Source organism: Pleionea litopenaei (assembly GCF_031198435.1).
GTDB lineage: Bacteria > Pseudomonadota > Gammaproteobacteria > Enterobacterales > Kangiellaceae > Pleionea > Pleionea litopenaei.
Map to the genome: position 1 here is coordinate 1,558,036 of NZ_CP133548.1, position 12,956 is coordinate 1,570,991.

Annotated in this window: 13 protein-coding genes; 6 read left to right on the forward strand and 7 right to left on the reverse strand. The window is 44.3% G+C overall.

Annotated elements, in window-relative coordinates:
* Positions 1-37: 37 nt before the first annotated feature.
* The 3 genes from Q9312_RS06925 (at position 38) to Q9312_RS06935 (ending at position 2,816) form a co-directional block, all read left to right on the forward strand.
* Positions 38-1,708 (forward strand): acyl-CoA dehydrogenase family protein, encoded by a 1,671-nt coding sequence (locus Q9312_RS06925; RefSeq protein WP_309203858.1) that lies wholly within the window; start codon positions 38-40, stop codon positions 1,706-1,708.
* 125 nt (positions 1,709-1,833) lie between these two features.
* A complete protein-coding gene (locus Q9312_RS06930) occupies positions 1,834-2,340 on the forward strand; it encodes a hypothetical protein (protein WP_309203859.1) in 507 nt (168 codons plus the stop codon).
* A 50-nt stretch (positions 2,341-2,390) separates the two neighbouring features.
* A complete protein-coding gene (locus Q9312_RS06935; RefSeq protein WP_309203860.1) occupies positions 2,391-2,816 on the forward strand; it encodes a hypothetical protein in 426 nt (141 codons plus the stop codon).
* Between the two features lie 139 nt (positions 2,817-2,955).
* On the opposite strand, the gene Q9312_RS06940 is transcribed toward Q9312_RS06935, so the two are convergent.
* Entirely contained in the window at positions 2,956-4,458 is a 1,503-nt protein-coding gene (locus tag Q9312_RS06940; protein ID WP_309203861.1) for a fibronectin type III domain-containing protein, read from the reverse strand.
* 339 nt (positions 4,459-4,797) lie between these two features.
* Here Q9312_RS06940 and Q9312_RS06945 point away from each other — a divergent pair, with 339 nt between their 5' ends.
* Positions 4,798-5,181, forward strand: coding sequence for a DUF4124 domain-containing protein (locus Q9312_RS06945; protein ID WP_309203862.1), 384 nt, complete (start codon positions 4,798-4,800; stop codon positions 5,179-5,181).
* Between the two features lie 363 nt (positions 5,182-5,544).
* Complete coding sequence (locus Q9312_RS06950; protein WP_309203863.1) at positions 5,545-5,715, forward strand: hypothetical protein; 171 nt, start codon at positions 5,545-5,547, stop codon at positions 5,713-5,715.
* 23 nt (positions 5,716-5,738) lie between these two features.
* On the opposite strand, the gene Q9312_RS06955 is transcribed toward Q9312_RS06950, so the two are convergent.
* From Q9312_RS06955 to Q9312_RS06970, 4 genes are all read right to left on the reverse strand, one after another.
* The gene (locus Q9312_RS06955) at positions 5,739-6,590 is read right to left on the reverse strand and encodes a DUF6544 family protein (protein WP_309203864.1); all 852 of its coding nucleotides are present in this window, start codon (positions 6,588-6,590) and stop codon (positions 5,739-5,741) included.
* A 16-nt stretch (positions 6,591-6,606) separates the two neighbouring features.
* On the reverse strand, positions 6,607-7,089 hold the full coding sequence (locus Q9312_RS06960; RefSeq protein WP_309203865.1) for a GNAT family N-acetyltransferase: 483 nt from the start codon (positions 7,087-7,089) through the stop codon (positions 6,607-6,609).
* 292 nt (positions 7,090-7,381) lie between these two features.
* The gene (locus Q9312_RS06965; protein ID WP_309203866.1) at positions 7,382-7,576 is read right to left on the reverse strand and encodes a hypothetical protein; all 195 of its coding nucleotides are present in this window, start codon (positions 7,574-7,576) and stop codon (positions 7,382-7,384) included.
* Between the two features lie 116 nt (positions 7,577-7,692).
* Positions 7,693-8,496, reverse strand: coding sequence for a glucosaminidase domain-containing protein (locus tag Q9312_RS06970; RefSeq protein ID WP_309203867.1), 804 nt, complete (start codon positions 8,494-8,496; stop codon positions 7,693-7,695).
* 240 nt (positions 8,497-8,736) lie between these two features.
* Between Q9312_RS06970 and Q9312_RS06975 the strand changes: the two genes are divergently transcribed.
* Complete coding sequence (locus tag Q9312_RS06975; RefSeq protein ID WP_309203868.1) at positions 8,737-9,663, forward strand: DMT family transporter; 927 nt, start codon at positions 8,737-8,739, stop codon at positions 9,661-9,663.
* Positions 9,664-9,671: 8 nt separating this feature from the next.
* Here Q9312_RS06975 and Q9312_RS06980 read toward each other — a convergent pair whose 3' ends face one another.
* Both Q9312_RS06980 and lpdA read right to left on the reverse strand, forming a co-directional pair.
* On the reverse strand, positions 9,672-11,327 hold the full coding sequence (locus Q9312_RS06980; RefSeq protein WP_309203869.1) for an HDOD domain-containing protein: 1,656 nt from the start codon (positions 11,325-11,327) through the stop codon (positions 9,672-9,674).
* A gap of 99 nt (positions 11,328-11,426) precedes the next feature.
* Positions 11,427-12,848: a dihydrolipoyl dehydrogenase gene (gene lpdA, locus Q9312_RS06985; RefSeq protein ID WP_309203870.1), complete on the reverse strand. Its 1,422-nt coding sequence runs from the start codon at positions 12,846-12,848 to the stop codon at positions 11,427-11,429.
* Between the last annotated feature and the right edge of the window lie 108 nt (positions 12,849-12,956).

Consider the following 12,956-nt stretch of genomic DNA (forward strand, 5'->3'; position numbering starts at 1 on the left):
TTAAAAAGGTAGATAACCCGAGAAGAGACGCCACAAGATGTCACAAGAATCCCCCGCTATCGACTCAACGCTAAGTTCATCGGAAACTCACCAAGTGTTGAACCAACCCTCACCGCTGGCTGATTACAATGCCTATTTAGCCAGTCCGGTGTTGCAGCACTATATCAAATGCTTCGATGGCGAGTGGGGCGAAAGCAACCTCGTTGATTATGGCGAACTCGTTGGTGGCACTCTACAAATGGCCGGCTTTGATGCTAACCACTACAAACCTGAATTCTTGACTCATAATCGATTCGGCCACCGCATTGATCAAGTTAATTTTCACCCAGCCTACCATCAGCTAATGAATGCCGCGATTTCCGCAGGCCACCATAATATTCCTTGGGTGACCCCAAAGTCTGGCGCGCATGTTGTTCGTGCTGGAATAGAATACCTTCACACTCAAGCCGATCCCGGCAGTGGTTGTCCTTTGACCATGACCTTTGCGTCAATCCCCGCCCTCAAAAATCAACCCGACATTGCCAGTGAATGGATACCCAAAATTTTAAGCCATCATTACGATCCCGAAAATAAACCTTATTTCGAAAAAGCTGGGTTAACCATTGGAATGGCCATGACAGAGAAGCAAGGTGGGAGTGATGTGCGCGCAAATACCACCCGAGCGGTTGCTATCGATTCCAACAACCCTGATAAAGGTTTTAAAATCACTGGGCACAAATGGTTTTGCTCCGCCCCTATGTGCGACGCATTCTTAGTACTTGCACAAACCGCCGTTGGTTTAACCTGCTTCTTGATGCCCCGTTGGCAACCCGACGGAAAGAAAAATGCATTGTATATTCAACGTTTGAAAGACAAAATCGGCAATGTTTCTAATGCATCGTCTGAAGTTGAATTTCGCGGTGCGTTTGCTTGGCAAGTTGGTCCCGAAGGCAAAGGTGTTCGCACGATTTTAGAAATGGTAGCGATGACCCGCTTTGATTGCATGGTCGGCTCGTCTTCATTGATGGGTTTAGCAACGCAACAAGCCATTCACCATACTGGCGGACGCAGTGCCTTTGGAAAAAATCTTCACCAACAACCTCTGATGCAAAATGTGCTTGCTGATTTAGCGTTGGAGTCAGAGGCTGCGTTAGCCATCTCCATGCGTCTGGCAAACGCTCTCGACAACCTAAGCGATCATCATGAGAAACACCTTTTTCGAATTGGCAGTGCAATAGGCAAATATTGGATCTGTAAGCGAGCGCCACAATTGACTTATGAAGCCATGGAGTGCATTGGTGGGGTTGGCGTTGTCAAAGACAATGTACTTGCTCGTCTGTATACCGAAGCCCCTGTTAATGCAATTTGGGAAGGTTCTGGAAATGTCCAGTGTCTCGATGTTGCTCGCGCATTTATTAAAGAGCCTGAAGTCACTCGCGCATTTTTGGACGAACTTAAGCGCGCAAAAGGACAGTATTCTGACTACGATCAGTTTATTAGCCAACTTGAAGAGCAACTACTGGAACCGATAGATGAGGGGCAATTGCGCCGTTTAGTCGAGAGAATGGCGATTGCTTGGCAAGCCTCGACACTCATTCAAAACTCAGTCGAATCCGTTGCTGAATGTTTTGTGCATAACCGCATAAAAGGCGCTTATGCAATGTACGGTTGTTTGAATACTCAGCAAGATTTACGCAGCATCTTCAATCGATTTGCAGCCCAGCTCTAAAAAAAATTTGGTATTTATGGAGTTTGCATGCTAGCTTGAGATTGCTTCGGTTTTATTGACGGTTAGCTTGAGAAACCAAGTAAAACCGAAGCAAGTAAGGAATACTTATACAATAAGGAGTCTCCATGAAAGCCATTGCAATCGCGACTAACTTTCTGTTTGCTCTCGCGCTTTTAGCGCTGCTCATGCAAAACCAAAAGCTCAGTGAGCAAGTTCACCAATTATCATCGAGCATTCACGCCATTGAAGCAGCCAATCAAGCGCAGCAACTCAACACGGCTTCCGCACAAGATTCATATCAAAAATCTAACTCAAACAACTATCCATCCTCTTTTGTTGTTAATGATGAATCAAAAAAAGCCTTGCTCCGCGACATTAAGAATACTATTCGGCAAGAGCTATCAAAGGACAACTTACCAACAAAACAGATTGCTAAAGAAAGCCAACTTTCTCCAGACAAGATTTTGCAAGCACAACAAAAAACGGAGCAGTTATTATCTGCCGGTCAAATATCGGAAGCTCAATTAGAAAACTTTTACCTTTCACTGAGACAACTTCCACATGAAGAGCGTCAACGATCACTCCAACGTTTGGCAAAAGCCATCAATCAGGGATTACTAAAGGTTCAATAAGTCCGTTAAACATTAAGCTATTTTTTATAACAACGAAAAGGGAAATAATCATGAGTATAAAAAGTCTAGTTATCGCTATCATCGTATCGGCTTCGATGCTTACTTCCGCCGGGCAGGTGCTTGAAGGGCCAGTGACTATCGATGCAGAAAACCGGATCGCCACAGGCAATATGAAGACCGCACGCTTTTCTGATAATGAGTTCGCGTACATCGGATGCGGAACGCGAACCTACGCGTCGTTACCCGATGGCACTCCAAGTTTCGCGTTTGGATTTTGCCAAGCACAAGTTGAAGAAGAAACGCCCGTCATTTGCTTCTTCTATGATAAGCCAGAATTATTACAACAAGTACAAGCGTTAGCAGACAACTCTTATGTTCTTTTCCGCTGGGATGAAAATGGTGATTGCAATTACATAGGAAGCTCAACGCAAAGTTTTTACATTGCAGCGAATAAAGACGAAGAAAAAAAGAAATAACTCAATAAAAAAAGGGCCTCGTAAGAGGCCCATCAACATCGCCGTTCTTGGCGTGAGGAAATCATCCGTGGCACTAACACTCTCAGTTTGAGAGTCTTGCAGGGAAAATCCTAACTCAAAAACTCATACCGCAACTTGGTTACTGAATGGTTTTACTCGCGACATTCGATAAGTCACTTTCTAACCCTTCATCATTCACCGCCACCACACTGAAGTAGTAAGTAACGCCTTGGCTTAAGCCGTCGATGGTCACTTGCGTGTTGCTTGCATCCACCCACACCGATTGCGCTTTTACATTGTTCATGCTGTCTCCGAAATACACGCGGTAGCCGCTTAAGTTGGTTAACGCACTGTTGTCGGTATTCTCCGTCGGTGCGACCCAATGTACCGTGGCTTGCCCACCGTTATTTTGTACCGCCACCATGGTGATGCTGAAACTCTCACTGCGGCTGGCACCATCACTGTCGGTCACGGTGACTGTAATGGTGTGCTCACCATCGCTTAACGTAGTTTGGTAGTAACCGCCCACCGTCAATAACCCATCTCGATTCGACACCCACTCAATGCTCGCGCTTAAGTCACCGTCTTCCGCATCGTTCGCTGATGCTTGTAAGGTCACCACACTGCCGCTGTCGTGGCTGCTGCCCGCTAAGGGTGACGCAACACTTAAGCTCGGTAGCTGGTTTACTGGTGCTCCCGCCGCAACCGTGATTTCAAAGATCGATTGGCTGCGGTTGCCATCTGAGTCGGTTACGTGCGCCGTAATGCGATGCGTGCCCACTTTCAATACTTTGCTGATTTCACCACCAATGCCCAACCAACCGTTTAAGTTCGAATGCCAGTTGATCCAGTGGTTTAGGTTACCTTGTTGTGCATCGTCAGCGGTCGCTTGGAAAATCACCGCTTGCGCACTGTCGTAGCTGTTGCCAGCAATCGGTGACAACACCGTCAGCTGTGGCGCGGCCAACTCAAGTGCTAATACGGTCACCTGTGTGGTTTGCTCGACACTTGCACCATGGCTGTCTTGAACCGTGGCGGTGATGATGTGCTCGCCCACGCTTAGTGCACCGCTAAAGCCGTTGCCTTGACCAATAAAACCATCAAGATTTGACGACCAGTTAACCGAATCACTAAGGTCGCCGTCTTCAACGTCACCCGCGGTGGCTGCAAATACAAGGCTGTCCCCTTCGTAGTAAGTCGCCGCGTAAGTTGGTTCAAGCAATGACAAGGTCGGTGCTTGGTTCACGTACGCGGTGACGTTAAGCGTTAAAATCTGTTGCGCTCGGTTGCCATCTGAATCGGTCACATGCACCGTTAAACGGTGAGTGCCTTCTGACAAAGTGCGAGAGATCTCGCCACCAATGCCTAACCAGCCGTTCACGTTTGAATGCCAGTTGATCCAATGGTTTAAGTTGCCTTCTTGAGGATCAGTGGCGCTGGCTGAAAAAGTGATTGGCTCACCAGCCACCAAGGTGCTGCCGTCGGTTGGGGCATGAACCACCAACTCGGGCGCAGGATTCGCTTGGGGTTTGCCGCCACCTTTTTTCGCTTCCACTCCCATGTGGCTGAATGCGATGAAGAAAACAACAATCAGCATCCATTGACTGCGGAAAGAGAAAGAAGAAGAAAAAAGTTGGCTCATGAATCGTATCCTGTCAGTTAGTTTGTTAAGTGCAGGGTATTTATCGACGATTCAGGGATTTCTTGATGAAAAAACAACCAACTTGCGGCGGTCATCACAATCTTTAAATAAAAATTAAAGTTTTCTGACATCCGCCGACATGAGATGCCAACTCAGGCGCATAAGTTACTGTTATTTATGACTGTTTTCATATAACTTCAGCAACTCAACAAACCTTAGACGGTGATAAAAAAAACACTAAAGTGTGCTAAAGCTGGTCAAAATACCCAACAAAACTTACAAAAACGATGCTAAAATCTTAACTTGAGTTAAGTTGCTGTATCGATAAGGACGACACCAATGCGCGCTATCGTGTTAATTGGACTGATATTAATCTCTGGCTTGCTTCCAGCAGCAGAGATGTACAAATGGAAAGATGAAAATGGAAAGTGGCATTACAGTGATAAGCCACCAAAAAGCGATTCTAAACAGGTCAAAAAACAAACCCTAGATGAAGTTGACACCGTCGGCTGGACTGAATCACCAGAAGTCAAAAAAACAAAACAAAAACGTAAGTCAGGTAATTATTCTTCTAGTCGCAAGAAAAATAAGTGCAATCGCTCTAAGAACCAAAGCGACTATCATGATAAAAGACTGAAGCGCGGCTCGAGTACCAATGGTTCCAATTACCATAAGAAAAAGTTACGTCAAGAACGATGGAAGCAATTAACCAATAACTGCTAAGCCACATCGGTGGGCTCCTTGTTGATCAAAAGCGCATCTAACGCGCCTTACTTTTACAATGAGTCCGCATTGCCCCTATGAATGCAACCCTAATTAGTCACTTTTAGTCATTAGCGCTAAATGACTTGAGTAAGACCACATCTTTGTTGAATAAATCTTTAAAAACATTGAATCGACTTACACTAAAGCAAAGGAACCGTTAGTCTAGCAACTCAAGCAACACACCGAGCGGTTAATAAATTCATGCTAAAAAATTTCGTCTGTTTCTGCGGGTTACTTTTTTTATTCGGTTGCACGGCAACGCAGAGCTTAGAGAGTCCTGCTTCAATTGAATCACACAGCGCAAACGAAAATGAGCAAGCAATGGAATGTCGTAGAATTAAAGTGACAGGCTCTCGACTGCCTCAAAAACGTTGTGCAACGAAACAGCAATGGAAAGAAATGACCGAACAGTCTCAACGTGAATTAGAACGACTGCAAAGTGAACAAAAACGACTTATCGATGCTGATCGAGTGAATGACCAAAACGAGTAAATCCAAATGCTCAGTCAATCAACTCAGCTAAAGCTGAATTGTATTTTGCTTAATCTTCCAGACCATACCAGCTTGAGTTCATCACCATCGTACCACCCCACCTCGCCAGCTAAAGGCACGCGCATTCCTTCAATTTGTTGATAATCAAAATAGCGTCCTTCCCAAGCTACTTGTTTATATTCTCCCTCAAACAGCCCATAACGGCCAGGGCTAAAGACGCCGACAATATCGCCATGGTCATCGAACCGAAACTCGACTGAAACGGAGTTGGCGTCATCGTTGATCGTCGCTAACGCGGTAAAGTCATCAATAGCACGCCAAACAATGCCAGCGCTGGGCAATAACGCCGTGGGACACCACACCGCCTCAGCTAAATAGCGGTGTAATGCACTTGCATTGATCATAGGATGATTCGAATCTTGAGCGACGGTCAATGCAGCCAATAAAGACACTCGACCGGCCCCCTCTCCCTGCAAATAGCTATCAACAACCTGAACGAAGGTCCCGAAAGGAGTATCTACCCGAGCATTCCATACAAACCCGGGAGCGCTAGGTACAATCAATTGCTGTGCTTGAAACTCCGACCAACGCGATGATTTTATACTGCCGCGGATCACACCGGCTTGCCAGCATCTCATGGTCTGCACGCTTGGCTGACCATCGACTAAGACCTTGCGAAAATAGCGTTCAACCGGTTTTGGTAGCGCGGCAAGTTCAGAAAAATCAACTCGTTGATGGCTTGTTTGACTTGCAATATGCATCAGACCATTTTCAATGGTTTCGAAATGCAGCACTTCACGCTTTCGACCACTGGCAAACCAATAGCCTATCAACGCGAGCAAAAAAACGGTGAATATCAATAGCACTTTAATCATCGAGCGACTCCGCTATTTAGCCCAGCAATTTATGCATAATAAAGCTATCGACGTAACCTAACCTTGGATGACGATAAGCTTTCGGAATCGTGCCGATAATATCAAACCCTAACGTTTTCCAGAGTCTTATCGCTCGTTCATTGGTTGATACCACCGAATTAAATTGCATCGCTTCAAACCCTAGTTGACGGGCAATCAATTGAGAATGCTCACATAACTTTCGAGCAATCCCTTGACCACCGGCGTCGGGTTTTACCATATAGCCACAGTTACAAATATGATTACTTGGCCCCATCGCATTCGCTTTTAAATAGTAGGTACCGAGAACGACATTTTCTTCGAACCATCCATATGACCTAATTGGCGATGCGCACCATAATTGGTAGGACTCTTCACAGGTCATTTCAGCGTCAAAAGCATAGGTTTCCTGCTGCAAGATTATGTCTTTAAATGCTGGCCAAAACTGTTCAAAACTCTCTCTATTCATCGCAGCAATCATTTGGCTCTCCTTAATGCCTCCATATTATTACCGAGTGTAAGAGAGTTACTAAAAACAGTCGATTAAATTACGAGCTAGCTAATAACCCATTGGATGATTGGCTTGAGTCAGAAGCTTTAATGGGGATAGAAACTTGGATATGGTCAGACACTCGGGTTGATGTTTGATTCTAGATGTTTGCGTAGGTTGAGCGACTTTGTTAACTAGCCAAATATCACATCACAAAAAACAGGCGGGCAAGGTTGGTTAGGCGGATAACTTAGTGATCTCGCCTAACTTAAACCGTTAAAAATTAACGCGAGCAACCTTTACTGATGCGAGAGCCTAACCGAGCAGGACGACAAGTCTTTTCAGATTTTTCTTCTTCTTTAGCGCCTTCTTCTACTTTCGCTTGCTCACTCTGCGCGGTGCTAGCTAATTGCTCTTCCGTTTTACAGCCGGTTAACAGTACTGCAAATACAAATATTGCCACTGACCAATATTTCATCGAATAACTCCATTATAGTAATTTGAGTTACCGACACTATCATGTCTTATAATAATTTTTAACTTACTTGATGTGTTAATATTTCCAAAAGTTATTATTACTGTATTTTACGTACCTTAGTTTTCTAAATGATTTTGTTCAATCATCAGCCTGATTTCTTCGACATAGGCTTCACGACGGGTTGAATAATTGATCAATCCTTCGGCTAATTCATAACCGGTCACTGGCTTATCAGATTCAATCAACTCAAGCCGCTTTTCTCGCAACTCTCGATAGGCATCGAAAGTATTTAGATTCATCACGTAGCTACGGACAGAGTCGATTGGCTTTTTAAATACGGCAACCTCATAACTTTTTCCTTCTGGCCGATCGTTGGGAATCAAGCCACACCCTTTTTTAAAACACCATTGCCCAAAAAGATTATTCCCTTCAAGAGCAAAGCGAGAGCGCCCCCAAGCAGATTCATTGGCCGCCTGAGCGAGCACCAGCGATTGTGGTATCGGGGCAACTCGGCGAAGCAAAATATCAAACAATTGGTCTTTTGGTGCTTGCTGATAGTCGTCGATTCGATACATCTTGGCGAAGGTGTAGACTTTCTGCCACTGACGTTTGGATAAGCTTTCTTTTTGTTGATAAATATCAAATAGCTTGCTGACTTCTGCTCGATGCTCAGCGATTTCAGAGTTCACCCTTTCAATTAAAGGTTTCAAGAAGGCAAAGAAAGCCTCCTTTCGATCGCGAACAACCGTATACTCACTAAAATCAGGTAAGTGCTCGCTAACGACAACAGGTTCATTTGCAACATCACCCAATACATTTTCTTTTCGAATAAGAAACACGTAGAGAATGATTGCAGTGAGAATGACACACAGCATGAGGAGCTTAAATGTTTGGTCATCTTCTTGTTTAAACTGTCGCATAGATACACGTTCCTTATGAGAGACTTACTTCCCATCTTTCATTTTACGCTATTGTCTTGGTTAATCTTCAAAATAGCAATTGTTCACAATAATCATCACAACTATTGTTCAGGTTCTATAAACATAATGAATAATCTATCTCTGGTCAAAATCTACAAATTTGGTGATAATCAGCGACCGTAATATTTCACACTAAAGCTCATGCATACTACTTCCGGTCGTTGGCAGCTAGGCCTCTTTTTGTCACTTCTCACTGCGGTACTTTGGGGTCTACTACCTATCGCATTGAAGGGTCTTTTGGTCTACTTAGATGCGCTTACCATTACTTGGCTAAGATTTGTCATTGCGGCAGTCGTTTTGGGTGCTTTTCTTACTTACAAGAACCGCCTGCCCTCACTCAACAAACTCCACTCTCGAGGAACAAGCCTATTGACCATTGTCGTGATCGTCGGCTTGCTGGGCAACTATATATTATACATGCTGGGCTTAGACAAAATTACTCCGGGCGGCGCACAAGTTATGATCCAGTCTGCTCCCATGCTTTTGTTGATTGGCAGCTTAATCCTTTTTAAAGAAAGTTTTCATTTTAAACAATGGTTCGGTCTGATTATTTTTTGTTGTGGTTTACTGCTCTTTTTTAACCAGCGTTTTGCCGAGCTTATCAATCCAGAAAATCAATACACGATAGGTATCCTGCTGATCTTTATTGCTGGCGTGTTATGGGCAGGTTATGCACTTGCCCAAAAGCAACTGCTCAAAAGCTTCAAGTCGGATGAAATTATGATTATGGTTTACCTTGCAGGTAGCCTAGTCTTTCTACCCTTAGCAAGTGCCAGTCCTGTACTGCAATTGGATCTTTTGGGTTGGCTGCTACTACTGTTTTGTGGTGCCAATACTTTGGTCGCTTATGGCGCGTTTGCAGAAGCGCTAGACCACTGGGAAGCATCTAGGGTTAGCGCAACCTTAGCACTCACTCCGCTCTTAACGTTAGGCTTTATGCAGCTTACCGAACTGTTTTTTCCAAACTACTTAGAACCTGAACCACTCAATGCTTTAAGCTTTATTGGTGCTGGCTTGGTCGTTGTGGGCTCAGCGTTTACCGCTTTAAGTAAACAGAAAGCCAGAAAAGTTGAAGGTGCGGATGGTGTATTGAGAGTTGATCCCTAAAACGTAGTCTAGTCACAACTCGCTAACATCATCAGCGTTAAATCGTCTTGCCACTCTTCGATATCATTTTCAAAGCGACTCTGTAAAAAATCGAGTTGCTCATGCAAAGGCAAGTGACGCGACTGAACGATCCATTGGATAAACTCTTTAGTACCCAGTTCGGTACCATCCTTTTTTCTAGACTCGGTAATGCCGTCGGTGTACAAATAAAGGCGTCGCTGTTTGAAATCATTCCGATACACATCAAAATGATACCCATCGACAACACCGAGTGGCGGGCCGTGCGCTTCAATCTGCTCGATTGAGTTTTCGCCGACTTTCAGTGCTGGAATATGACCAGCATTGACCAATTCTAAAGTTTGCGTCTTGGTATCTAATCTTCCAGCAATAAAGGTGACGAACATACCTCGAATCGAGGTCTCATAAATTTCGTCATTCATCAGATCAACCACTCGCTGAATATTGGGTTCTACTTTCGATAAACAGCGATAAAGAGAAATGGTTTTAGCCATGACTAGTGCAGCATGTGTTCCTTTCCCTGACACATCACCCAAGCAAAAAGTAATCGAGCCATTGTGATGATCGTAATAGTCAAAGAAGTCACCACTGAGTTTTTTGGCTGGAATATTGATTGCAGCGACTCGTTGCCGATAAGAAGTATCCGATTGCATACTTTTTTGAATTTCTCTGGCGACTTCGAGTTCTTGATCGAGTTTTAAAGCGAGTCGATCCCGTTCTTTTAATGCTTCTTGTAGCTTCCAAGTCAACTCTTGATAAGACAAGTTGTCTTGTGCCAGTTTGATATTGGCTTGCTGATAGAGTTGATTAAAATCGAGCGAGGACATTTTACCTAAGTCGAGTGTCTCTGAAATGCTAACAACTTGCTCTGACAACTTATTGAAAAAGTCATCCATGGAATCTTCATCAATGGTATTTTGCATACTATAGATATTTTTTAACGCTAATGCTTTATCACAGCTGTGTAACAACGCGACCGTCCAGTCAGCTAAAGCTAAGTAAGTCGACAGTTGAGCGTCGGGTTTAGCATCATGATGATACGCAATCGCTTGTGAAAAATTTGCCGGCAAATGCCATCGTTCTAACAACAAGGTGCCGATAGCGACATGATCGGTTGCAAAAATGTCTCTTTCTAACTTGAGTCGGTTATCAGGCGTATTAGCGATAAGAGGCAACCAACGCTCTTGTTTATCGGGCGCCATTAAAAACAATGCGAGCAGGCCAATATCGGCTAACAAGCCACAGGTAAAAGCGGTTGAAGCATCATCTCTTGAAACGTCTTTGCTTGAAAGTGTTTGCATCCAAAGCTTCGCTGCTACCGCGCGAAATAATGCGTCTCGCCAAAAGGGATAAGTATCGATTGATAACTGAGACTCGTCTTGCAGAGAGTCTTTAATTGCAAAACATAAAACTATGTTTTGCACCGTGGTCAGCCCTAGTGCCACCACGGCGTGATGTATGGTCGCAATCGGCTGACTAAAGTTGTAATAGGCAGAGTTAACCATTGCTAACAGGCGACTGGATATTATCGCATTAGCCTCGATGGCAGCGGCAAATCTGTCAACGTCAATATCGCTGCTGGTACACAACTTAATTAACGCCATGTGATTTTCACTGGGTAGCGGAATATCTTCTAGATTCAGCAAGTTCGTTAGCCTTAACGGTGCCTTTCGTTGTAACTATAGCTTAAATGAAAAAAGGCGCTGTAAAAGCGCCTTTTTTCACATTTATACCGAGACCTGAAACTATTTTCGTTTCGGCGGTAAATCGGTACAGGTTCCTTCAAGAACTTCAGCTGAGAATCCAATCGATTCCGACAAGGTTGGATGTGGATGAATAGTCAATGCGAGATCTTCAGCATCACAACCCATTTCAATAGCTAGTGCGACTTCGGCAATTAACTCACCGGCATTCACACCAACAATTCCACCACCAACAATTCGTCCTGTCTTCTTGTCATAAATTGTTTTAGAGAAGCCTTCTTGACGACCTACTCCGATCGCACGGCCACTCGCCGCCCATGGGAAGGTGCCCACTTCAACATCCATTCCTTTCTCTTTTGCTTCTTTTTCAGTCACACCTACCCACGCGATTTCAGGGTCTGTGTAGGCAACTGACGGAATGCATAAAGGCTCAAAGAAATGTTTTTTACCTGCGATAACTTCAGCGGCTACATGCGCTTCATGCACAGCCTTATGCGCTAACATCGGCTGGCCCACTAAATCGCCAATCGCATAAATGTGGGGAACATTGGTTCGCATTTGCTTATCGACAGCAATAAAGCCACGCTCATCAACATTAACACCGGCTTTATCTGCGGCCAATAAATCACCATTAGGTCGACGACCAACGGCGGATAAAATTCGATCGTACTTTTGCGTCTTTTCAGGTGCGTTTTTACCTTCGAAAGTCACGTGCAAGCCATCTTTTTTGGCTTCAACTTTAGTCACGCTGGTTTGTAACATGATGTTGTCATATTGTTTAGATACAAATTTTTGATAAACCTTCATCAAGTCTTTATCGGCAGCAGGAACTAGTTGATCGGCCATTTCGACGATGTCAATTTTCGCACCCAACGCACGGTAAACGGTTGCCATTTCTAAACCGATAATGCCACCACCAAGTACTAACATACGTTTTGGAACGTCTTCGAGTTTCAATGCGCCGGTCGAATCCATGATGCGATCGTCTTCAGGCAAGAAAGGAAGTTGAACCACTCGAGAACCGGCTGCAATGATACAGTTGTCAAAACTGACGGTCTGCTTTTTCCCATCATCAGCGGTAACTTCTAAAGATTTATCAGAGGCAAATTGCGCAACACCTTGCACAACTTTAACTTTGCGCATTTTCGCCATACCAGCCAAACCCTTGGTTAGCTGACCGACAACATTGTCTTTGTAGTCTCGAATTTTATCTAAATCTATTTTTGCTTTACCAAAAGTTACACCATGTGCTGCCATATGTTCAGCATCGTCGATAACTTTTGCTGTATGAAGCAATGCTTTCGAAGGGATACAGCCAACATTTAAGCAAACACCGCCCAACGTCGCGTATTTCTCGATTAATACAACCTCTAACCCTAAGTCAGCGGCACGAAATGCAGCAGAATAGCCGCCAGGACCAGCACCTAAAACAACCAGTTGCGCGTGAATATCACCTTTACTCATGTGACCCTCTATATCATTTGTCTTTGCGTAAGCGAAAAAGTGAGCGAATTGTAGCGCAAGCCGCGCCACAACCCCAAATTTATCTTAACGATTCCTAGTGCAAATCGT